Here is a 25,623-nt window from a genome sequence, read left to right on the forward strand (position 1 = left end):
ACCTAACATAACAAAAAAATAAACTGTATCGCCAACAATCTATTTTTTTGAAACTTGAATATTAATTTTTTCAATATTAAGTTCATAACAAAGAATATAATCAGTAGTAACATTATATAACCTAGCTAATTTTATAACATTTAAAGTTGGTGGAATCAAGTCACCAGATTCATACTGTGATATAGTTGTTCTTTGTATTTCTAAATATTTAGCAACATCATCCTGACTTAAATTATTTAACTTTCTTAATGCTTTTAGCCTTTCACCTATTGTATACTTTACTCTATTAAAAAATTCTATTGACTTAATAATACCTTCTATAAATATTATTAATTTTTCAAAATCACCACTTTTTTCATAATAATTTTGTATTTTTAAGGTTTCTAATGATTTCATACCAGGTACTTTTTCACCAAAACCAGTAAGAAGTAGTATATATAAATCGTTATCATATTTTCTTATTTCATCTATTACATCATTGCCGTTAAGCTCATCTATATAATAGTCCAAGATTAAGATATCAAACTTTTCCTTTTGTAGTTGTTTCAGACCTTCCCTAGAACTTGTAAAGCCCTGAATATAATATTTATCTCCTAAAAAACTTTTTATTGAATCAACTATTCCAGAATCATCATCAACAATTATTATCTTTATCCCACTGTTCTCCATATTATATTTCCTCCGTTAATGGTATCTTTACAAAAAAAGTTGTTTCTTTATCGTTAGTCTCAAAGTATATTTCACCATTAAATCTAACCTTTATTATTGATTTAGATATGTATAGCCCAAGTCCAGTTCCATTTTTACCTTTTGTGGTAACCATCTTATTAAATATTTTGCTTTGAATTTTCTCAGAAATTTTATTTCCGAAATTTTTTACAAAGAAAACAACATTATGATCTATTTTATAGGCACCAAAAGTTATTCTATTTCCCTCTTTACTTGCTTCTATGGCATTAGTTATAAGATTATTCAAAACTTGTATAAGCGAGTTAACATCACCTTTAATATTTTGTTTAGGATCTATGATTATTTCTTTTACAAATTCACATTTACTTTTTTTAATTTCAAAAGCCATTAATAAGGTAACTTTTTCTTCAAGTTCTTGTATAGAAAAATAACATTCTTCTGTTTCACTATATTCAGTTACTTGCCCTTTTACTGCAGTTATTACATTAGACATGTATACTAAATATTCTGTTATTCTTTGTCCCCAATCATTAATTTCACTTATTAATTTTGTTGTTTCAGCAGCATCTTTGTAATCTTTATGTATATATTCGTATATCTTTCCTATATCTCTCTTAATTATCTGTATACCTCCAGATGAACTCATTAAAGGTGTTTTGAGATTGTGTGCTACTCCCCCTATTAATTGACTTAAAGATAAAAGTCGTTCTTTTTCAATAAGTTGAAATTGATTTTGTTTTATAAGCTCCAAATTTTTTTTATGAACAGTAATATCTTTAAATACAAGTACAGAACCAAGATATTCACAATTTAATATTATGGGATTGGCGTGTACTTCAAAATATTTTGTCTCAACATTAGTATTTATTAATATTTCCATAGCTTTAGTATTATTTTTTTTTGAGTCATTTATTATATTTATTAAGCTATCTTTATATTCAGATATTTTACTAAAACCTATGGTTTCATTGAAATTTTTATATTTTTTATTGTCTATTAAAAAATTTTTTTTAAATTCTTTGTTAAATTCTACAACATCAAGACTTTCATCCAAAGTAATAATTGAATCTGATACAAATTCCATTATATTTTCAAATGCAAACTTATATCTATGAAATTTTAGTCTAACGCCCAATATACCATATTTAAATGCGAAATATAAAAAACCTATAAACTGTACAGGAATTAATAGAGCAAAATATCTCCAATTATTCTGTAACCCAAAAGCCCTAAATATAATATTAGATAAAACTGTATAACTAAAACATGGCACAACAATAATTATAGTTAATAGCTTATACTTTTTCATCAAATAAGATTTTTCTTTAAAATAGGAGTAAACTAATAAAAAAATTGCTCCCATTACATATGGCACAACCCATATTGCTAATTGTCTAAAATATAACATCAATTCCTCAGATGTTTTCAAATAGTTACTCTTTATTGGTAAGAATATAAAATTTAAAACTGGTGGTATAAATAATATAGCATATACCATCTTCTTTTTATCTTTATGGCTTATCTTTACATAAGATAAGCCATAAAGTAGCATACAATAAGGTACTATACTATATACAATAGCCATAATAATGGCATCTATGAAATGCATTAAATTTATAGTTCTTTTGCTTATTCCATATTGTACTATAAAATATTTAATAATAGTTTCTTCAAAAACTACAGAGAATGCCCCTAACCCTGAAAAAAAAGCTACCACTGACATCCATACAGTTGATTCAGTTTTATAGTCTTTTATAATCATGATAAACGCCCATATCCATAATAATATCCATACAATTGCCATAAAGCTACACTCTCTTATCTATAAATTTTATAACATCTCTTTTAATTTTATTTTTAGAAAGTACAATTCCAGAATGACCACAACTATACATATATCTTTCTGGTTTTCCCCAATTTTCCCATAAGATATCTGTATCCTTATTTAAAACATATTTATCGTGCTTACCTGATATAAGAAGTATTTTATTAATATCTAGTATTGGCTTCCTTAAGCTCGGATTGATGACTTCCCAACTCTTACTTAATAAACTATAACTAAAATTGTTTTTCAAAAAATCTTTTTTTATATACTTCCCTGCTTCTGTTTCAAACACAGTAAATGATAAATTATTAGCATAAAACAAGGATATTAGTGCATCAATATTCTCTTCAACTTCACATAATAAATTAGTAATTATTCCTCCTAAACTCAAGCCTATAATTATTATTTTTCCTTTTTTTACAGCTTTAATATAACTAATTAAAGCTCTAATATCACTTACAGATTGCTGCACAGATTTTAAAGTTCTGCTTACATCTGCACTTACAAAATATTCCCCGCTATAAAGAGATGTATTTGGTGATCTTTCCATGTGAAAGGGTAGGACATAGCTATAAACGTTATAGCTCCTTTCAATAAAACTATCTAAAAACACTTTCTCCAATCTATTTAAAATCTTCGCTCTCCAACCATGTACAAAAATAATATTTATATTTCTATTTTTAACTGTACACTTACTATAGTGAAATACAGCATCCTTATTGCTGATTCCATTATCAACTTGACTTAAAAATTTTAATTTACCCGTCTCATAACTATTTTCAAGCTTAAGTTTTTCAAAATGTATTTTTGGCAAAATTGGCTTATTATAAAATTTTAAGAAATCACTATTAAGTTCACAAACTTCCTCTTTCACATATTTAAACTGATCATTTTCACTATATTCTCTATGAAGACTATGTAAACCGTATCTATCTGCTATATTTGATATTATTTTTCGCAAAGTATCACATCCCATAATTTATATTGAACTATATTAAACTATATTATACTAATCATATAACTATTATTTACAGTTAATATACATAAATAAAAACACAAAAAATATCTACTGCTATTTAAATAGTAGTAGATATTTTTTCACTTAATACACTTGCTAGAACATACGTCTATCCCAGCTTGTTACATAACTGTATCACTTTTTAGCTTTCTGACTTCTTCTATTGTTAATCCTGTACCTGCAGCTACTTGTTCTACACTTAACCCCATCTTCAGAAAGTTCTTTGCCACTTCAATTTTACCTTTCTCTATTCCCTTTTCTATTCCTTTCTCTATTCCCTTTTCTATTCCTCTTTTTTCTATGTTATCTAAGGTCTTTTCTAGCTTATGCACCATAATTTCAACCTCCTCTTGATTAGATTTATCAAGCACTTCATCTACTTCTTTTTGCACTTCTCCTGTTAATCTAGGTTTTACTATTTTTTTAAGCCATTGTTTAAATACACTAAATTGCTCTGGTGATATCTTCTTTAAAATATATATAATCTTTCTTAGTCTTTTTATTAATTCTTCTTCACTCATTTCTTGATCTAACAAAAACACTGCTGATACTAAATTTGACATTTCATATAATTCTTTTTCTAAATGCCCATTTATATCAAATAAGATATAATTGAAATCTAGTATATTATCTTCAAATAATTCATAGCCACTTAATATTTCTTTAAAACTTGTATGCGCTGTCCATTTATTTTTACCATTATATAACACTATAGGAATAATTGCTGGTAGTTTAAAATTCTTCCTTCTTCTTTCCTTTTTATCAGCATTTTTTAGTACATCTCTCCATATTTCTGTCATATAGAATAATAATCTCATAGGCATTTGAAAATCCACTTTGGACTGAAATTCTAGTAAAAGATAAAATATAACTTCCTTATCATCTATGTTAGCTTTATATAATATATCTGATTCCTCTTCTTCAAAATCTGAAAGTACATAGGATTTATCTACTAAAATCAGATCTTCTTCATTTATTTGATTTGACCATTCTTTTCTACTAAAGCTTCTTATGAGTTCTAAAAATGTACTCTTATGAGAAAATATATGTTTATAACCTACATCATGTTCATGATATATTTTATTCTTCTTCACTTTATCACTCCCTATGTTACTTACTTTAATTATATCAAATCACTTGAACTTTTACACTGAAATTAAAATTTCTCCCACAAATTTATCATTAATTATCTACTAAATTTTATATAGCATCCACCTACAGGTTCTTAAGTCATACTTAATTTCAAATGGTTTCACTACATTATTAATTAGGCTTTGGCACTTTAATACAAACATAGGTTACCTGCTAGTTTTTCAGTTTCTTTTACAATAACCTTATCTACTTTTATTACCTTCATAATCTCATCTTCTGTTTGCAGTCTAAATCTTAAAGGTCTTATATACCCCTCATATCTGTATAAGAAACTACTTCAATGGGTTGTGCTATAATTTTCATAATGCCCACCTCCCCCTATAACATAGAACTTATTAAAGGATAATCCTCTTCTCCTGCCACTCCACACATTGGACTTAAACCTGAATGTAAAAAACATGACCTTAAGATAGCTTTATTACCATACTTTAATCTAATTTCATCAACTACCTTGTTTAGCTTTTTATCCATATGGTAATCAAAAGAATCTAATAAAGTATATTGATAAAAGTCATTATTACAGAAATCTGTTACATGAACTCCTAGATGTCTTATTCGGTTACCTTTCCATACATTATCAAATAGATAGCAAGCTACTTCATATATTTTTCTAGTGGAGTCTGTAGCTGTATTTAGCTTCTTTTGGCGTGAATAAGATATAAAATCACTACCTCTTATTGATATTGAAACCACCTTGCAGCAGTTCTTAGAATCTCTTAATCTCATACTTACTGTTTCACATAAAGATAGTAATACCTTATGTGCCGCTTCTTTATCCTCTACATCAAAGGGAATGGTTGTAGAATTTCCTGTTTATGCTAATCTAATATTAGGTCAAGTGCTCATTGAAAACTAGCTTAGATTTAAAGTCTATAATTATTAATTGCAATAAAAATTTTTATTTGTTATTTTAGAAAAGTTTTTAACATAGATAAAAAAATACTCACTATGCGATTTTGCATAGTAAGCATTTTTAAATTTTCTTTTTATATGTTTTAGAAGTAGTAATTGGACATAGCCGATTCTTATCAAACTGATTAACTTATTTCTTAGTATTGGAATAATCCTAATTCTATGGATAATTAGAAGTTGATTTCACTCATCATTTCTTAATATTAAAACAACTTTATTGCCTTTTTTCTGAGGTTTATCAATAATTATTCCTAATGGTGATAATAAGTTTGTCTCAATATTTGAAGTTAACTTTTAGGAAAATCTATATTCAAAACTATCACTTCATTTAATATCTGCCATTTCTATTACCCCTCTCTTTCAAATTGAATTCCATCTATATTCCTTATAACCTTTGATATAATATGTAATGTTTTCACAAAACTACAGCTTGATACCAGCATCATATTATAATCCTAGTTATGAATTGTTAATATACAAACGTTTATCTATCTCAGAAATTCTATTATTACTATTAATAAAGTAAAAGTAAAGATTATCTACTATAGGAATCAAATCAATCTTATGTTCTTCAGAAAGCTTAAAAGATAAATTATCAATTAGAATTATATATTTAGGATCTCCATCAACAGTTTCAGCATAAAAATCCACTAATCCAAATAGTTTCTGTTCTTTTATATTTTGACTTCTTTTCTCTAGTTCATATTGCTCAACTACATGTCTATAATCTTTAATCATCAATCTTTTGTTTGGTGAGTTATCTGGAATCAAGCTCATTCTGAGAATACATTTAGGAGGTTTCATTTGAATAGTTCTTTCTCTTTCTATTTCCTCCATTCTTAGTTCTTGCTTTTCTTCAATCTCTATGAGCCGTGCATTCATTTGATTGATTAATGCAGAGTTATTAGTATCAATATTTGTTGCCCTATATTTTGATAGTTTTTCTAAAGTATCTTTGTATTGAGCTTCAAAGGTTCTCTTAAGAAATTCACTTTTCTTATCTAGCTTAATGTTTCTACTATTTTTCTCATTTATCAATTTTCTATGAGAATACTTAATAGCATTTGATAAAAGTGTACTATTGTTATTATCTTTCAATACTCTAACTTTATTTTCAGTATTTATTCCTTGAATAAAATAACTATCAAGTTCAAATACTTCATTCTCATTATTTCTAGCTAGGTAAACAAGCTCTTTAAGAAGCTCCCTTCCTGTACCATCTACAATATTTAATTCATATATTTCCACTTCCAATTTCTCTCTTGTTGAGTAAGGTAACTCTACTTTTTCAATTGCAATAGCTTCAAGTTCTTTTTCTGTTAACGCTATTGAAAGCCTAAAAATAGGATGATCGTTTTGCATAATTACAACATGTTTTAATGGATCTTGTTCAAAGTCAATATCATACTTTGAATATTTTAGAAATGATTCTTTCATGTTTATATTTAATTTTCTTTTTGCAAAATCTCTAATTGACTTAGGTAATCTTTCAATACGTGTTACTTTTTCAGTATCATAGATTTTAACATTCTTATTAGCTAATGTAGAATTAGCAAATTGAGAATACATTCTTGGAGATGGGGTATTTAACACTAGTTGATTATGAGTACTCCTTATTCCTGGTAAATCAAAACTATTGTCGTCAAGCCTCTCGGATTTAGCAAGGGCTATTAGCTTTACATGTTCTTCTGATAACACTCTTTCCATTTTACTTATCAACTCATCCAAGTTTGTTCTATTTCTTACAGCTTCCTCCATAAGAGTTGCTAAGCTAATATTATTATCTTCCAAAACATCCCCTATAAAGTCAAATACCAAGTCCCTACCAATATCCTCCTTCATTTGCTCCATTTTTGAAAGAAGTCTAGACATTACATCTCCTTCTCTAGTATTTTTTGCTACTAAGTTGAAGACAACTACATTATTTTTTTGCCCTATTCTATGAATACGACCCATTCGCTGTTCTAGCTTATTTGGATTCCATGGAATATCGTAATTAATCATCTGATTACAAAATTGTAGATTTATAGATTCCCCCCCTGCATCAGTAGCAAGCATAATTGGAGCACTGTTTCTAAATAGTTCAACTTGAGTTCTTCTCTCATCCATAGAATACTTACCAATAATCTTAGCTATAACAGAAACATTTTCTTTCAATTTTGCTTCTAGAAAATTTAAAGTATCAACTGCCTCTGTAAATATTAATATTTTTTCTCCCTTTTCGATCAATCCCTGAGGACCAAATAGGGTTTTCTCCAACTCATTATATTTTCTATCTACTGCTCTCTTTCTTATAACATCCGCCTTTAATACAAGATCATCTACTATTTCCATTTCCTTCTTAAGTTCATCAATATCTAGTGAATCAGCACTTTTTTCTAATAAATCTTCAATTTCATCCTGTTCATCATAGTCCTCGTCTTCATAATCTTCAAAACCTAATTCATCTAACCTTCGTATTATATCTTCTTGTTCTATAATTGTTTTATCTAATAGCTCCCGCAACCCCTCTTCTCTTCTTTCTAAAGAGTGATAAATTGCTTCCACAGAAGAGCTTAATCGCCTTTGCAGTAGCATCATTGCAAAACTTGTACCCTTATTTCCTCTTTGTTCCGCTCGATTAAAATGTTCACTCACATAATTTGTAACATCTCTATATAGTTGCAACTCTTCTAAGCTTAAATCAAATTCTATGGTTTTAGTTTTTCGTTCTGGGAATATTGGAGTACCATCGAAGTTAACCATTTGCTCTTTTAGTCTTCTAATTACAAAAGGATTACTTTTCTCTTTTATTGTTTCATCTGAAGATATATTGGCGAATATATCTTCATCAACTAATTTTAATAAATGTCTATAGTTTTCTACATCACCTTTATGAGGAGTTGCTGTAAGCAATAATCTATGCTCTGTATTTTTCAGCAAAGATTCTCCTAATTGATATATCTTTGTTTTTTTTGTCTTTTTTACTTTGCTTCCTTGTGTATATGCTGCCATTTTATGAGCTTCGTCTACAATTACCATATCATAATTAGCCTCAATAATAAGATCCTTAACATCACTTCTGGATGCCCAATATAATGAGGCCAAACAAAGGGGGTATTCATCAAATGGATTCCTACTATCAAAATCATTTAATGTTGTTCTTGTAATAATTTTAAACTCTTCATCAAATTTTGTTTTAAGCTCTTCCTGCCATTGCTTTAAAACTAAAGGGGGAACCAGTATTAATATTCTTTCAGCACAATTTCTAGCCTTTAATTCTCTAATAAGCATACCTGTCATAATAGTTTTACCTGCTCCTGGGTCATCAGCTAGTAAATATCTTACTTGTGGTACTTGAAGCATGTTTCCATAAACTGCCTCTATTTGATGTGGTAATGGTATAACTTTTTTACTACCTAGAGCTCTAACCATTGAATATTTTTCATCTATTTTAAAGTAGAAGTATTCTAGATATCTTTGAAATTCACTGCCAGAAATATAATCACTCATAACCTCTGGTATGTTTAATTTTTCCATCGACTGTAGCTGAAAGCTTTCCATCATTGTTTCATAATATTTATTGCTGCTTCTTCCTAAAGCTTCAATAATAAAAAAGTTTTCGTCAATAGATTGCACTTTCTTAATTTCAACAGTTTCAGGCCAGCTACTCCCTCTGACTATATCACCTACATTTATCATAATTATTACCCCTTACATTTTAAAAAGAATCATAAATTCTCATTTCATATTCAACATCTTTATATATTGAATTATCTTTTATATCTTCCAATCTCAATACCACTATCTCACCAATTTTATAGGATTTCTCTTGAATTATAAACGATACATAATTTACTCTTTTATTTGCTTCCTCATCTGAATCAAATGTTATATTTATTTCATTGGAAATTCTATTTTCACCTTGGTAAAAGGCAGCCTTTAAAGATCTCTTTCCATAATTACTATCTACCTTTTGCTCTTGAAAGAATATTACTTTAAAATTGTAATTTGTTATTATTCTTTCATTTGTTATTATTATTGATACTCTTTGCTCTTCTTTCTTTCTATTTTGTCCCCTTATCTCCTTATAAGACAATACTGGGATTATTACTTCTTGAGGCATCGCTCCTCCATGAACAAATCTTAATCCTCCGCCTTTTGATTTAAATCTATTTAATCTAGATGTGATAACTGTATCAAGACTTATTCCAATATAATTCATATTTACTTTATTAGATCCCTCTGGTATTGATAATCCTTTTCCTATAGCAAATCTTTTATTTCCATCAACTACAGTACCCTCTACAGAAATAGCTTTATATTTTTCGTCTATCTTTTCTGTCTGGTAAATGAATCCATGATCACTAGTTACAAATATTCTTACAGCACTATAGCTCCCTATAAGTTTTAAAAGTGAAGATTTAAGTTCATCTATTGCATCACTAACAACTTCATACGTATATCCCTCTGACTTAAAGCTATCCCCTGTAGCATCAATTCTGTCATGATATAGGTAAACTAACCTTTTCCCCTTAATGAGTTCTTGTCCTTCACTTATTTTTAATGACATAAACTCAGGTAAAGATAAAGCTATAGCTTCATCAATATTCTTTTTCAATATCTTATTCCTATTTTCTAAACCCTTTGTACTGATATCATCTTTATAAACTACACCTTTATCATCTATGGATATATTAACTCCTGGAAGTAACGCTGCCATACCAAGCTGTGTATAGGAAGGTATGGTAGCTAAAGCTGGCATAACTTCTACTTTAGAATTTATCCTATCTCTTAATTTCTCTTCTAGTTCTTTAGCACATTCATACCTAAATGCATCAGATATTATAACAAATACTTTTTCAGAAGTTTTATCAATTAAAGGTTTAATTTTTTTATTATAAAAATCAAATTGATTTAAGAGTTTATCTATATTCCAATTTTCAGAAAGTTCATTTTTAATAATTGTATCTGTCCATTGTGCCAATTTATCAAGAAAATAATTACTATACCATTCACTAAAGTGTTGTACTAAAGTGAAAAAAAAGTCTGGTTGACCAGCACTAGTATATTCTCTTACTAGATTTCTGTATATTTTATCTATATTATACTGCTGATTAAAATAAGAATTAACCCATTCAGATGCATTTTTAGGCATATATGTACCTTTAAATTTTTGCTTTTCATTGTAAAGTTTTAGTGAGTAGTTTAATATCTCATAATAATTATTAATCTTCTCTTCAAAAATCCATATAGATAGATTTCTATAATCTAATATCTTCTTCCAAGAATCATAATTTGCTGTTTCATTTACAATTTCCTCTATAAATCTTTTCATCAACAACTTATCAATAACTTTAAAAGTGCTGCATCTATAAAAATTTAAATATGACTGTTGAATAAAGATATCTTCAATCTGCCACTTACTTTCAATATTGGCTAAATAATTAAGTACAAATTTATTCTTGTCATTAGATTTAATCAAATCTTCAAAAAAAATATTACATACATTTATTGCACTAGACTCATATATATATTTAAAATCTGCTGGAAGAGTAAATCCTATATTTGAATTCAAGTTGCAATATATTAGTGTGTTTAAAAGGATCTCTAATGATCTATCTTTATATTTTATTCCAAAATGGTTATACACTACATCCCAGAAACTATCAATGTCATATAACTTTGATATATTTTTAATAGCATCATTAGTTTCATCTAATTCTTTGGTTAAAGTAACTTTAACTACTTCTTCAATTCTCAATGAATTTGTACCGGTAAGAACACATAACATACCTAAAGCCAATTGATCCATTGAAGGATTAGTTGTAAGTATTTCCTCAAGCTTTTTACATCTTTTTTTATCATTAAAGAACCTAATATTATTGCTAATAAATTCCCTTACATTTAAATGTTCTAATCCATATCTATTTATTATAAGAGCTATATCATCAGCACTAAATTCCTGTGAATACAATAAAATATCTATAAGAGGATTCTCTCTATTATTTGGCTTTTGAAAGTTTGCATATAATAGATAGTCACTACTTTTATCTATAATTTCCAGTTGGCACCTAGTTTGAAAAGTATTATTTTCTTTAATCTCCCACAACTTCACACCGAGTTCAAACAGTTCATTTATAACTAGATCTATATCTCTAGAAGAATTTGTATCATACCAAAATACTATATTTCTATTGTCCTTAACACTAAACTTTTCTTTTAGTTTATCTATATAATCCACTTTCACACCTTCTTTAAAAATTCTAGTTTTTAAAAAGCATAGGACGCTAATCCTATGCTATAACTCTTATTTAATTTTTGCAAGTATAGGTTGAAGTTTCTTATAATTTTCAACTACACCATCATCTAAATCTAATTCGATTTTTTCACTAGCAAGTTCAGCTAAAGTTTTATCAAATACTAATAATTCATTCTGCATTTGTTTCAAAAGCTGCAGTTTCTTATTCATTTTTTTCCTTTCAGCTGTAGTTAATGAAGGGTTATCTAAAAGCCTTAAAATTTGTTTTTCTTCATTAGCATATTTAACCTGTAATTCATGTAAATAGCTTAACCTAATTGTCGCCAAAGTTTCAGAATTATATCTATGCAAATAAATTAAACAACTAAATGCTTTAAGCTTACCTGATACTATTAGCCAATATATAGGTCTTTTCTTATACGTTTGAACATGATCATTATAGAATTCATTTAAGAAATATCTTCTTATAGTATCTTTAGACGATTCATCTTCTTTCTTCCCTAGAGTTTCTGCAATGAAATCAAGATTTTCTGATATGGTATCCTCACCAAACGTAACTTTAACAAATTCAGAGAATCTATCAACTATATCATATTCAAAGTAGCTATCTTGAAGAATTGGCATTATATTATCTTTATCAGCTTTAAACGTGGTGTATTTTGATAGGTCAAATTTACCACCAGCGAATACAATACCTTCTTGATCTAATGAGTATCTACCTAAGATACAACCAACAGCATAGGAAATAAAAGATTTTATATCCCTTAATTTATCTGCCATAGTTATCGTAATTTCTTCCTTATTTACCTCAGCACTTAATTCACAGCTTAAACCATAACTTTCTATAATTATTTCATTGATTTTTTCTTCATTATGTTTAATTTGATTAAACCTATTTTCACTTAGTATCTTCCATTCTTCAAAAGCTTCTCTTATCGTCTTTTTACTCTCATTGAAATTCAATAATGGATTTCTCCTAAAATCCCATGATACTTCAAAAGAATCCCACTCACTTCTACTTATCTCAATATTTTCTTTAGCTAACACCTCAAGTTCTCTATGAGAAAATAGAGATTCCACTACAGGTAATTGTTTTAAATTACCAACTTGAAAGCACATTGTTTGATTTATAGCATCTTGAAAAACCATAGACAATTTACTACATAAAAACGAAAGAATGATATATAAGTTGTCTTTAGTTCCAAATATCGCTGGTCCCCTATTATCCCTAATAAAACCTTCAGGAAAAAATCTCGCAGAAAAATAATTTGTTGTTATATCTGACCAAGTAATTCCTTTTCGAAAATTATACTGCTCATTTCTTATAGTTGATTTTTTATGTTGCTTAATCCTAGATCCGTTGTTTTCATAGTCTACAATAAAATCAAAATTTCCATACCATTTTCTTGCCTTTCCACCTTTTAAGTATGGATACCATTTAAAATTATATATATCTTTACTATGTTTATTAAACTCTAAGAATATATTATCTTTATTAACTTCAAACCAAAACCTTACAAACACATCATTCTCTCCGGTATCAATTCCCTTCTTGATATTATATAATTCACCAAGTGATGTACATTTATTAAAAAGACTGAGTATTTTATCACTAGCTTGATAAGCTATAGTATATTCAGGTATTAGGGCGAACTTCTCACTTTCAATTGAAAATCTATAGTTTACATTATTATTAATTGCCTCCAAAAGTTTTATTGATTGATTTTCGCTACCTTTAAAATCTGATAACCTGATATATTCACCTTTTGTATTACTATTATAATTTCTCAATGTGAATGTACATACAGGTACACAAGCAACCTCAAATGCATTATATTCAAGTTGTACTAAAGATGTAATATTTTTATTTGTAATTAGGTTTTTACGCAAACTTTCATATGATGATAAGTACATCCAAACATAAGGAGTAATAAAACCAATTTGACCATTCTGTATAATCTTACACATACTGAAACTTACAAAAGCTGCAAATAAATCTGTATTTACTTCTGTATACAGTTTATTTATAAATTCTTTTAATTCTGTATTCATATATTTATTTGATAAATACGGAGGATTAGTAACTATTACATCATAAACATTCACCATTATTTCGGCTTGCTTTATTAAGTTATCTAACTTTTGTTCAATTTTTTCTCTACTTTTGTGCTCAAATAAATCTCTTCCAGGATTTCTTTTTATGTATTGAAGCCTATTATTAAAAAATTTGACGTCAAATTCATCTATGTTTATTAATGAACCATAAATTTTACTATTATTAAAATGTTTTATGAAAGATTTAGTTTTTTCATAATTTTCACCTAATGATTCACCTGCTAAATAAATAATATCATCATTATTAAATTCATTAGTCTCTTGAATAGAAGCTATATTAAGCTTTATTCCTTCCTCTTCTGTTTTTTCAGCTTCTCTTTCTATATTTCTTAATAGCCTATTATTATATTGCATACCTTTCATTATTATTGAAAAACAAGCTAGCTGATATGCTCTATCGTCTATGTCTAAACCATAAAGATTATTTTCAATAATAAGCTTAGGTATATTCTTACTCATATACCCACATTTCTCATATATCTGATATAACACATCAAACATATAAACTAATATATGACCTGATCCACATGCCGGATCAAAACATTTAATATGCTCGACTCTCAACTCTTTATTTATATATGGTGTAAGCTTCTCCTCAAAATCTGGCTCTGGATTAGGATTTTCAAGATAAAATTCCCACTCTTTTTTTAAATCTTCATGTTCTGGATGTGATTCTATCCAGTACCTTCCTAATGAGTTTTGCACCATATATCTTACTATCCAATCAGGAGTAAAAAGCTGAGTTGCAAAGGGTATCTCCTCTTTTTTATATTTCTTTTTAGCCTTTATTACCTCATCCTTTTTCTCAGAAATGTAATATTGATATAACCAGCCTACTACTTCTACATCAGTAAAGTTATCTTCTCCTAAATCAGAAACAAGTTTGCTTAAAACAGAAGTTGGTGATAACAAATTATCTGGTAATAGCATTTCTGTATAATCATTTATTTTTTCAAAAAGGAATGGAAGCATTGTGCTTAACTCATTACATTGAGCAATTAAAAGCTTTTTGAAGGCTTCTTCCTCTTTCTTATCTCTCAATAAACTCTCTATTTCTACTGTATCGATATCTAATCCAGATTCATTATAATACTTAATAATATCAGGCTCTGATTTTCCTTCAACTTCGCTAGATAAAACCCTGATATGAGAAGGTAAATAGTCATTAATCTCCATATACCTTAAAGCAATAAATCTATTAAACCAAGTATAAGCAACTTGTTCAATTAGCATTTCATATCCGATTCTATCTTGTTCTGCTATAAGTTTTTTATATGACTTTTCATAACCTTTCGGATATTGTTTACCACTAATGAGTACAAAATCTTCTCCTATTTTTAATTCCCCATTTTTATCTTTAAAAATACCAAAATTATTAATTTTAACTTCAACTTGATTAATCAGTTCGGTTCTTGCAAATACTGAAAAATCCCTCAGTGCCTTTTTATCCACGCTATCACCTCTAGTTTATTTTTTTATAATCAAATCATTATCTTTCAATACAGAAATTAATTGATTCTTCAACTTCTCTTTGAGTGTATTAAAATATCCATCAAGCTTTTGTAATGAATCAACTTCTATTTCATCCATTTTTATATTTGCAAGTATTTCTGATATAGATATTTCTTTTTTAGGTTTTGCTTTATAAGTATCTCCAGAAGGGTCCTTTACCTCTGGTTGATTATTTAAATTGCTAACATAATCATCTATAGCTTTCTTGAATGTCTCTAATTGACTCTTTAACAATGAAGATGTAGCTAATATGGTTGCAAAGCTATTTAACTTATCAAATCCACCAATAGTAGCTAACAAAGGTTTCTTTTTTTCTTGAATTATATCTAATATACCTTCAACATTGGAATAGAAATCCTCAATTGATTTTATCTCATGAATAACTTCGTCTATATATTTTCTTTGATTTATTCGTTCATTTTCTTTTTCTTGATCCATTTCTATTTTCATATTACTTATTGAAATTCTAGTTTCTGGTATTCTGTTGAAGGATTTTTCATCCTTCAATATTGATTCAATATTTACTTTAAAATTATGAATATTACTATTTCTTGAAGAAAGAATAGCTATTTCTTCTTTATTATTAATTAAAAAATCTACTGCATTATCGAATAACTCAATAGGTGTTTTGTTATAGAAACTATTAAGATCTTCCAGCTTATCAAACCAATCCTCTAAAGTTTCTTCACGCTCAATTAATTCTTTTACTAGCTGCTCTGGATCTGTAATATATTTTAATTCTTCCACTTCATTTTCAAGTTTCATCATCAACATATTACCTGGATAAGGATAATTATTATTTTGCTTTTTCTGTCTTTCCTTTATTACTTTAATTGGGTTGCTCATTTGTTCAATTACATTATCTTTTATTATCTGTGCAATTCTATCATAAGTTTCCCCTACTTCAAATATGCTAAATAAGTTTTTCATTACTCTTGTAATTTTATTTTTTATCTCTCTTGGTATTTCAACCTCTAATTCCACAATGATTTTTTCTTGCTCTGCAATTTTCATTAATCGATCTATAAATTGTGGATGATTAATATTAAAATTTTCTCCTAAATATTTTAGTTTAATTTTATTTTCATTTATAAGTAATGCTAAAAGTCCTAAAGTATCATTTTCATTCCATCCAAATGGTATTCCTGAAAAATTATTAATTACATCTCTTACAGTCTTTTTTTCATATGAGTTTGATGAAATTAAGAACTCCTTAACTTCTTCAAGTGCAAGATAGTTGCTTCTCTGTCCACTTATATCAACCTGTTCAACTTTGCCATTTTTCACATAATCTAAAATAGTCTGTTTAGCAATTTTAAGTGGTATATTATCATTAATATAGTATAACTTAGTAAATGTGTTTCTAATTAATTCCTCAAGTGCTTTATCTATTTGATTTACTACTTCTCCAGAGTAACTAAACTCCTTACCTTGAATATAAAACCTTGCATTCTTACATGCTTTTTCTAATGCCTGCTGCCCCTTTTTATCGAATTCACTAGTTTGTTCTAATTTTTGATCAAGTATTTTTCGCTGAGAAGATGTAATATTAGAACTAACTTTTCTACTATATTGAGTTAATTGTTCTGAATATGTGAATGCTTCTTCATAATCTTCACAGTTAGTAGGAAGTAACATTACTATATTACCAGTTGTTGAATCCATCTTAGCCTTGGATTCCTGTATATCACTACTATAAACTTGAAGAGTGATATTATAAATTGCATTTCCCTTTCCATAATCATTAAATTTTCTATTAAAAGAAAAATCATAGCCTCCCTCTACTCTTATACTCGTTTTAGAGTAAATGCCTCCAAATAATACATTGGCTATCTTTGCTTTTATTTTGTCATCCTCTATATAGATTCTTTTAATTTCATTATTCATTTCTTGCTCTTCATCACTTAAAAATCTATATGTACCATCAGCTAACTTCTCAATAAACATCTTACTTTCTAAATGATTAAGTGCTTTAACAACTTCTTGTTGAATATTGTTCCTAACTGAATTTATGTTATTTATAAATAGTGTTGTTATATTTTCAATGCTTGATTTTATATAATCAAGGTCTTTTATCATATATAGGGTCTTTAATACTTTAACGTCAAAATCACTTATTTCAGTTCTTGCGGATCTATTAATTGTCTTAACTACACTACTGTCTAGAAATTTTTCTATAGTATCATAAAATTCTGCAAATATAGATATTCTATCAGTATCTTCTTTTTGCATTTTCTTTGCTATTTCTTGAAAGGCATTTAATAATGAACGCTCTCCATAAGCTAGATGCTTTCCCGCTTCTCCTTTTATTCTAACCTTCTCAAAAACATCCTGTAACAATAAGAATTGATACGGAACAAAAGGATAGCTCTCTGCAAACTCATCACTTGTAGAATACCCAGAAATAAGCCTATCACTCTTATTATCGAAGGTTAGCATATTTTTAATGGATTGCTCTTGAGTTTCATATTTTGCTTTTAAAAAATCAAATTCTGGTCCTTTTTTCTTTAATAATCTCTTTTTTATAACTTCATCTGCATTTGAACCAGATAACAATAACCTTGTTGCAAATCTTCCTTGAATTTTTGAAAAATCATCGCCTTTTACAGCATCAATCTTTTCTTGAGAAGTTACAATTACCCAAGCTTGACCCTTTGTATAGTTACCTAAATCCTCAATAACTGTTTGTAAATTAAGCATTAATCCTGTATTTCCACCAATATACTGTCCAATTTCATCAATAAGAAAAATTAACCTATAGTCTTTTCCTTTTGATTTACAGTAAGCTGCTACTAATTTTGCAAAGCTTTCTGAATCAATAGAAAATGTTTGTCTAATAGTATCTAAGAAAGTTCTAGCTGTATCCTCATCATACCCTATCCGTATTAAAGAATCTGCAAATACTTTTCTTTTTAAAGCTATCTTACTTCTACTTTCTTCCCAACTTGAATCAGTAGCTTCTCTAAACTCTCCTTTAAAATCCTCATATTTACCCTCTTCATCTAATTTCCTTTCCAAATCTGCTATCCAAGGTGTTGTTGAATATCCAAGATAACTATTAAAAACCTTTAAAAATACATCAAGTATTTTTTCTTGATCATTAGCATTTGTAGTGGTTTTGGACTCAACATTAAATAGTATTGCATCACTTGGAGATTCATCTACTTTCTTCATTAAATCCAATAGGTATTTATTATCTGTCTTTTCTTCAAAAAAAGAATAAGCACTTTTACCATTAGCTATTTTATGACCTAAAATATATGACAATATCTTCAAAAAATGTGATTTACCTGATCCAAAAAAACCCGATATCCATACACCCATCTTATCTGTATTCTTATTTAAAGTTGACACATAATGTTCATAAAATTCTTCTAGCCTTCTTGTTCCCTCTTTAGTCATAACATATTCACTTAGTTCTTCAAAAACGATATCATCTTGTTGCTGACCTGCTTGAATTACTCCCTGAATATTCCTATTTATATCTTTTTTAAATAAATTTCCAATAAAAATCTTCGAATCCATTCCATCTCACTCTCCATATTATCTATTTATCTTAAATGCTCTATAATAATTTTTACTTTCAAAAATATTAAAAAGACTTAGTGTCTCCATGGTATATGTACCTGGATAAAAGCCTATTACTGGAATACTTACTTTTTTGTCACCTAGCTTACTGAAAACTTCGTGCAACCCTATAAACTGAAATACACTTCCCACCCCTGTTATAAAAAGAACATCATATCCTTCTATTTTACTTACTAACAGCTCCATTAAGCTTCCGTCTTCAATTATTGGAGATATAACATCCCTAATAAATAATTTTGTTCCATCGTATTCTTCACATTCAAATAATGCCTCTTGACCTTCATCCTCAAAATATTCAAGAATAAGTACCAGTAAGTTAATATTTATTATTTTCACTTTAGACTTTGCTATAATTAATTCTATCTTTTCCCTCATTATCAATTCTTCTTTAGGATTATAGTCGTATATATAATAAGGTACTTCATTAGCCAAACCATCACTTTTTAAAAACCTATCACTATGTATAAAATTATATAATTCCTTCATATTAGTACCCCTATTCATTAAGAATATAAATTAAAATCTTTCTGTACTCTTTATGATCTTTTATATACATCTTTAAATCATAACTTATTTGAATTGGAGTTATTAAGAATTCTTTATTTCGCTTTTCTACCAACCCACATTGAGTACAAAATTCTAACACTCTACTTCGTACCTTTTTTGATGTGTTCACAGTCCATCCAGCTACAACATCACTTTGTTTTGCTTTTTCATCAAAAAAAGTATTTATATCAATTATACTGATTTCTTTTTTACGGTTTATCCAATTATAACGAATGACTTCTAATACAAATTCCCTTGCTATTCTAAATGATCTTAAAAATGTGTAAAATAAAATTACCAAACTATCATTAATGTTTCCTTTTACATAAAACGTCATCATCTCTTCATCTAAAAAAGTTATCCTTCTATTAATTTTACCTAAATTTTCTTTGATAGCTGCAACACTTCTCATATTAAAAAGATTACTATCTATTACAATATCTCTAATTTCATCCTTAGTCTTACCTTCAAGATATAATTCAATAACCTGCCTCATTTCATTCTGTATAAGTCTTTCTGATGTAAACCCACCTGAATACTCTTGCATAATATCCTCCTAGATGTCTTTATATTGTAATGTTAAATATTCAATACAAAATTAGAATATAAAAATAGTAAATAATATATAGTTTTATTATTTTTCAGTTTCTTCATAATTCCTTTTATTATTAATTGTTACCTAACTCCACTAATTCCATGTAAATTAATAACATCATATAAAATATCTTAACTCACAAATAATCTTCATATATCCATGCTTAAAAGCTATATAGTCTTTCATTAAATTATATAATTTTAATCATAATTCTACAATGTAAACTTTCAATAAAAGTTTAAAATTCCATAAAATACAAGATAGTTGTAAAACTCTAAGTGTATATTTTTATTAAATAATCATAAAAACATATAAAATAATAGCTACAATCTCTAATTCTCACATTAAACAGCAGCTATATTTCTCTTTAAAATATACTACCTGAAACTCATCCACATTCTTTGTAATAATCTCAGTTTTAAAAGTCATTATCAAATCCTTTGCTACCATTCATTTCTTTCCTTCAAGCTGTTGTATTATTTTTTGTAAAACTAACAGAATATAATGACATCTTATTGTGTTATAGAACTCTTCTTTAACTTCTAGTATTAAGCATTTCAAAGTTTTTGCAATTTGGTGAGTCCTTGATCCCACTAGAGACATTATTGCATTACCAACTCAATGTATATTCATTTGAGTTCTTAAACAAATTTAAATTTTATGTCTTAGCATGGGTTTTGTAAAAGTATTAGAACTCCTCCTATTATAACAATCTATTATCTTTAACTAAATATATATAAGTTTAGTTAAAGATATATATACTTATTTTTCAATAACCCTATATATCTTAGACTGTACAATTCATGGAGGATACAAATTGTCGCCCTCCCAATGACATTGGATATTAATCATTGAATCTATATAATTTTTCTTATCAATATCATTATTAAATTGCATAAAAATAGAGTGACATTTTTTCAGTATAGAAGATCTGTCACCCTTATAACTTACTTCTGGTATATCACTAATTGATTCTTCATTGTCCTCTAACAATTCATAATTAATATTATCATTTATGCTATCATCACTTTTCTTATAATCTAAGAAACTTACTTTTTCTATTTCTTCATAGTCATTTGATTTTTTATTATCTTCAACTTTTATTTCTTCTTTGTTAAACTCTTCTTTATTATCATCCTCATTATTTTTTGAAGGGTAATCTAATGTGTAAAGGTTTGAAGTTTGTCCTCCTTTCTCTCTAAATCGGCTGTCCTTCTTTACAAAGCCAGCTTCTAAAAGAATTATCATAGTTCTTTGAATAGTTCTTGTAGATACTCCACAATCACTAGCTATGGTTTTAATTGAGGGAAAACAAGTTCCCTCACCATTAGCTCTATTTATAAGATAGAAGATCACTTGCTTTGCTCTACTTGGTAAATCTGATTTATATACTCTATCTAATAATTCATACTTTTTCATTGAAAAACAGCCTCCTTCATACTCTTAAATTTCAATAATATAATCCTTTAATATTTCCTTAAATATCTTTTCATTTACTTTTCCATCAAATAAACTTGGCGAATATCCTGAGAAAAACACTTCATTATTTTCACTTTCTATTAATTTCTTCAAATTTGTTCTAGCAGCCTCAGGTACAAATGATAATAATGTGCAAGTATTAATTCCTTCTTTTATATTTAATGCTTCTTTAAGACCTTCTAACTCATAAGGTTTAGCTGTGCTGCAAAGAATCCTTACTTCACAAGTCTTAAATATAGATATTGTTGCAGCATTTAATACTCCTATATCAAAAACATTAAAATTATATTCATTAGGAAATTGCTTATCTGGATAATATTCTACCCCTTTGTATTTAAAGCTCTCTCCATCATCTTTTATGAACTCATAATAATCAGCAATATTCTTTAGATGATTGTTACAATTGGCTTCTGTATAACTAACCTTAGCCCCTAATTCATACAGATAATTGTTTAAATTAAAAGCAGTTGTAGTTGTACCAACTTTTCTTGATACTCCTGCAACTGCAATTTTTATATCTTTATGCTTAAATATATGTTGTGAAATTCCGTCTGAAGTATTACTATCTCTTGTAAAATGTTCTTCATATGTCATTCCTTCATCACTTATGCATTTTAGAATTTGTTCCTTAATTTCTGCTATATTAGTAGCTGTTATAATATTGTAAATTTTTTCATCAATTAAATCCTTTATTAAAGATTCTTCTTTTTCCTTTCCTTCAGCAAACACTATAATTCTTGAATCATACATAACTTTAAAAGCCCTCAAAGCCTCAATAATTTCTTTATTTGTATCCTTTAATGCTTTCAAATCAATTGCTACATAACTATAATGACTTAAATTTCTCATGTCATGGATAACAAACTTATTTAAATAAAACTCTCCTGATAACTTTTTTATAATAAAACCTTTCTCATTCATTAGAAAATCAAATATTCCTATATTTTCATTACTTGATATATACAAAAGCATTGTACTCCCCCCTTGCTGCAATCTTAAAATCTGAGGGTATTTTAATAGGTTTATTTTGTGGTTTAAAAGTAAACAAAAGAATAATTCCTACCAAAACGATTATGATATAAATAAAAAGTTCTATTAATGATTTCTTTTTCATCTCCATGCTCCTTTTTATAATTTATTTTCCTATTATCCAAAATGGACCACCTGCATCAGCACCTTTGTTAGCTTCATTTAAAATAATTGACAAATCCCATTCTTGTTCACTTCTTTTTCTACTTACAGGATCAGCAACAAGAATTTTTCTATTTCCGGTTACTCCTCTAAGCACTATAAAATGTCCTGAACTTGTAAAGTGTCCTTTAGCCATTATTGCTATAACCAACTTTCCACTAGAAAGAGCATCTATTAGCCTTTGAGGTTCATCTGCTGTACAACCTTCTACTTGTAATCCAAAATGCTTTGCTCCATCTGGAATTAAAGTATGGTAAGAACCTGCACCTTCACAATAATATCCATTATCATAAGCCCACTGGCTCATCTGCACTGGATCAACTTTTTTATCTGTAAGACTTGAAATTGCTATTGAAAGGGAAGTTGGACCACAGCCACTTCTTCCTATAGTTCCTGTTCTACCATATGGTTTGTCTTTCCATCTTGCGTCTGCTTGGTTATAATAAGCTACTTCCGTAGATCCATCTTTAAAAGATATACCTGAAAAGTCTAGTCCACTACTTTCTATATAGCTTTTATCATTTGGATTTATTAACTGCTCATAGCTATATTGATTTACAAGACTTTCAACCTTAGCTATCTCAGCTCCTGAAAAATGAAGCTTTATTGCTTCAAAAGGATTGGTCAGAATATACACCATAAAAGTCAAAATAAAAAGCACCGATATTAACGGTGCTAAAATAATAAGTATTGTTTTATACCTTGCTTCTTCATCTTTTACAGCTTGTACAGCTATTTTAGCAAGAGTTGCTGCTGTTTTAAGTTCTATTGCCATATAAACGCCTCCTGTTTTTTATTTTGAAGGAATAAAAATAGCACCTAAGTTCTGACAGATGCTATTTTCTTGATTATTTAGTTTTAAATTTCAAATGAATATACTATGGATAGATAATTAGAATTTAAATTACCACAGTACATTACTCCAAATTCCTATAATATAGTTTGAATATAACAAGTGCACTTTTAACCTCGGAGATACTAATAAAAAGAAGATGATCTTGCTACAAACAATCAATTACATTTTCATCCTTTAAGCTCTACTTTTTAATTTCAATTTGAATCTCTATGAGCTCCCCCTTACCTATACCTTCTGGTAATAATTGCTTTGGTATATTAATGACTTTTCTATTTTCTAGTTCTACAATCGCAAAATCTTGTTTGAGATTTTTAACAATCATTGACTTATTTACAGTATTGTTTTTTTTAAAATTAGAATTAATAATGTTTATACCAAATAAGACTAAGCTCATCTGAGTTAACATTTGTAGTGACACCAAAAACTTAGTTATTAAGCTACTAGGATATATGTCACCAAACCCAATCGTTGATAACGTCGTTACACTAAAATATAAAAATGTAAAAAGATTATTCGAACCAGATTTTACAAAGAACCACTTGCTGGTCAAATTATATATTATTGCAAAGGAGAAAACTTCAAATACAATTATACTTAATAGAGCAACTATTCTTTCAGTATACTTAGATTTAAATTTTAATATAGTTATTTTTTCCCAAATGAATATTATCACTTTTGTAAATATACTTTCATACTTTTCGCTTTTTATTTTATTTTCATTTTCCCAATAAAAAAAAATACCTATGGAAATTGTTATTGTCACTATTTCGATAATCATTTGAATTAGTACCATACATTGTGCCATTTGAGATGTAGGCGTAATATCTCCATATCCAGTAGTTGTAAATGTAACCAAACTAAAATAAAAGAAATGTGATATCAATTTTATAATCCCGAAAGGTGTCAATTGAAAATTTATAATCAAATCCTTAAAAGAATCACTATCAACAATATATAGATATGAATATGATATACCACATAGTAATACTATTCCGAGTATCAAAACAAATAATCTATATAATTTTCTTTCAAATGTGGTACTTTTATCACTTAAAAATGATGAAATCATTAATATAGAACTATATATCATCATTGATATTGGTAATGCTATTTTAACAAATTTTATAAATACATATGGAACTACATTTAATGCAATCACTAAGCAAATTAGTTGGAAATTTGATGGTTTAATACTACTATCAATCTTACTTGTAACTAGATGCAAATTGCTCACTATTTTAGTAGAATAATATAATAAAAATATATTATATAAAATAAGTGGCAGCTCCTTTATAACAAATGAATATAAATTTGTAGCATCCTTATTATTTTTAACAAATTTCTTTAATTTGCCATTAAATCTTTCATCATTAGATATTTGAATTTTATTATAGCCTTTCCTATCTATCAAAAAAAAGAATGTACCAATAGTTAAAAAACACATCCAAATACATATATATACAACATTGTTTATCGATAACTTTTCTAAGTCGAACATTTTCAAACCACATTTTGTATAAAAGTAGACAACAATTATGTATATATATCTAAATGCTGCTTGACGCAAGTTATCCATATTTATATTATCTTTAAAATTGAATATACTTTTAAATACTACGATAATAAGAGTTGGAATACATAATATTATTATGCTATCTTCAAAAATTGATAGTACATTGATATTAAGTGAACTGTAGCAAATTATCATAAAATAAGTACTCAATACAAATATAATAACCATAGTTAATGTGAATATTGTTTTAACTTTGCTCATTTTTCATCATCCTCTCGTATATTGTACCTACTTGTTGATACATCATCCCCAATGAGTTTTGCCAACTTCTTTAAAATTGTATACTATGAAACCATTTATTTACACATGAAAAATATTCTATATTTATTG

General features: G+C 27.7%; 14 protein-coding genes and 1 pseudogene. All 15 read right to left on the reverse strand.

Annotation, left to right across the window (positions count from 1 at the left end; all coding sequences use genetic code 11):
• Positions 1-39: 39 nt before the first annotated feature.
• The 15 genes and pseudogenes from HGI79_RS03405 to HGI79_RS03475 all read right to left on the reverse strand — a co-directional run bounded on the left by HGI79_RS03405 (position 40) and on the right by HGI79_RS03475 (position 25,494).
• The gene (locus HGI79_RS03405; protein WP_185649256.1) at positions 40-669 is read right to left on the reverse strand and encodes a response regulator; all 630 of its coding nucleotides are present in this window, start codon (positions 667-669) and stop codon (positions 40-42) included.
• A gap of 1 nt (position 670) precedes the next feature.
• Positions 671-2,494, reverse strand: a complete 1,824-nt coding sequence (locus HGI79_RS03410; RefSeq protein WP_185649257.1) for an ATP-binding protein — start codon at positions 2,492-2,494, stop codon at positions 671-673.
• A gap of 4 nt (positions 2,495-2,498) precedes the next feature.
• Positions 2,499-3,476 (reverse strand): alpha/beta hydrolase, encoded by a 978-nt coding sequence (locus HGI79_RS03415; protein WP_241428133.1) that lies wholly within the window; start codon positions 3,474-3,476, stop codon positions 2,499-2,501.
• Positions 3,477-3,655: 179 nt separating this feature from the next.
• Positions 3,656-4,627: an Rpn family recombination-promoting nuclease/putative transposase gene (locus HGI79_RS03420; protein WP_185649259.1), complete on the reverse strand. Its 972-nt coding sequence runs from the start codon at positions 4,625-4,627 to the stop codon at positions 3,656-3,658.
• Between the two features lie 376 nt (positions 4,628-5,003).
• A pseudogene (locus HGI79_RS03425) lies at positions 5,004-5,483 on the reverse strand (DNA polymerase IV); the annotation flags it as partial.
• 573 nt (positions 5,484-6,056) lie between these two features.
• Positions 6,057-9,278, reverse strand: a complete 3,222-nt coding sequence (locus tag HGI79_RS03430; RefSeq protein ID WP_185649260.1) for a DEAD/DEAH box helicase — start codon at positions 9,276-9,278, stop codon at positions 6,057-6,059.
• 19 nt (positions 9,279-9,297) lie between these two features.
• Positions 9,298-11,820: a BREX-1 system phosphatase PglZ type A gene (gene pglZ / locus HGI79_RS03435; RefSeq protein ID WP_185649261.1), complete on the reverse strand. Its 2,523-nt coding sequence runs from the start codon at positions 11,818-11,820 to the stop codon at positions 9,298-9,300.
• Between the two features lie 66 nt (positions 11,821-11,886).
• A complete protein-coding gene (gene pglX / locus HGI79_RS03440; protein ID WP_185649262.1) occupies positions 11,887-15,405 on the reverse strand; it encodes a BREX-1 system adenine-specific DNA-methyltransferase PglX in 3,519 nt (1,172 codons plus the stop codon).
• A gap of 15 nt (positions 15,406-15,420) precedes the next feature.
• A complete protein-coding gene (brxC, locus tag HGI79_RS03445; protein WP_185649263.1) occupies positions 15,421-18,990 on the reverse strand; it encodes a BREX system P-loop protein BrxC in 3,570 nt (1,189 codons plus the stop codon).
• A gap of 18 nt (positions 18,991-19,008) precedes the next feature.
• Complete coding sequence (locus tag HGI79_RS03450; RefSeq protein WP_185649264.1) at positions 19,009-19,539, reverse strand: BREX protein BrxB domain-containing protein; 531 nt, start codon at positions 19,537-19,539, stop codon at positions 19,009-19,011.
• Positions 19,540-19,549: 10 nt separating this feature from the next.
• Complete coding sequence (locus tag HGI79_RS03455; protein ID WP_185649265.1) at positions 19,550-20,146, reverse strand: DUF1819 family protein; 597 nt, start codon at positions 20,144-20,146, stop codon at positions 19,550-19,552.
• 849 nt (positions 20,147-20,995) lie between these two features.
• Positions 20,996-21,613: a helix-turn-helix domain-containing protein gene (locus tag HGI79_RS03460; protein WP_185649266.1), complete on the reverse strand. Its 618-nt coding sequence runs from the start codon at positions 21,611-21,613 to the stop codon at positions 20,996-20,998.
• Positions 21,614-21,637: 24 nt separating this feature from the next.
• Positions 21,638-22,645, reverse strand: coding sequence for a hypothetical protein (locus HGI79_RS03465; RefSeq protein WP_185649267.1), 1,008 nt, complete (start codon positions 22,643-22,645; stop codon positions 21,638-21,640).
• Positions 22,646-22,808: 163 nt separating this feature from the next.
• A complete protein-coding gene (locus HGI79_RS03470) occupies positions 22,809-23,639 on the reverse strand; it encodes a C39 family peptidase (protein ID WP_185649268.1) in 831 nt (276 codons plus the stop codon).
• A 262-nt stretch (positions 23,640-23,901) separates the two neighbouring features.
• Positions 23,902-25,494 carry an ion channel gene (locus HGI79_RS03475; protein WP_185649269.1) on the reverse strand — a complete coding sequence of 531 codons (1,593 nt, stop codon included), beginning with the start codon at positions 25,492-25,494 and terminating at the stop codon, positions 23,902-23,904.
• Between the last annotated feature and the right edge of the window lie 129 nt (positions 25,495-25,623).

Source organism: Clostridium sp. DJ247, assembly GCF_014231265.1.

Excerpts from the sequence above, each read along its gene's own strand:
- HGI79_RS03405 (WP_185649256.1), bottom strand. The coding sequence starts at position 669 with ATGGAGAACAGTGGGATAAAGATAATAATTGTTGATGATGATTCTGGA.
- HGI79_RS03410 (WP_185649257.1), bottom strand. The coding sequence starts at position 2,494 with ATGGCAATTGTATGGATATTATTATGGATATGGGCGTTTATCATGATT.
- HGI79_RS03430 (WP_185649260.1), bottom strand. The coding sequence starts at position 9,278 with ATGATAAATGTAGGTGATATAGTCAGAGGGAGTAGCTGGCCTGAAACT.
- brxC (WP_185649263.1), bottom strand. The coding sequence starts at position 18,990 with ATGGATTCGAAGATTTTTATTGGAAATTTATTTAAAAAAGATATAAAT.
- HGI79_RS03450 (WP_185649264.1), bottom strand. The coding sequence starts at position 19,539 with ATGAAGGAATTATATAATTTTATACATAGTGATAGGTTTTTAAAAAGT.
- HGI79_RS03455 (WP_185649265.1), bottom strand. The coding sequence starts at position 20,146 with ATGCAAGAGTATTCAGGTGGGTTTACATCAGAAAGACTTATACAGAAT.
- HGI79_RS03460 (WP_185649266.1), bottom strand. The coding sequence starts at position 21,613 with ATGAAAAAGTATGAATTATTAGATAGAGTATATAAATCAGATTTACCA.
- HGI79_RS03465 (WP_185649267.1), bottom strand. The coding sequence starts at position 22,645 with ATGCTTTTGTATATATCAAGTAATGAAAATATAGGAATATTTGATTTT.
- HGI79_RS03470 (WP_185649268.1), bottom strand. The coding sequence starts at position 23,639 with ATGGCAATAGAACTTAAAACAGCAGCAACTCTTGCTAAAATAGCTGTA.
- HGI79_RS03475 (WP_185649269.1), bottom strand. The coding sequence starts at position 25,494 with ATGAGCAAAGTTAAAACAATATTCACATTAACTATGGTTATTATATTT.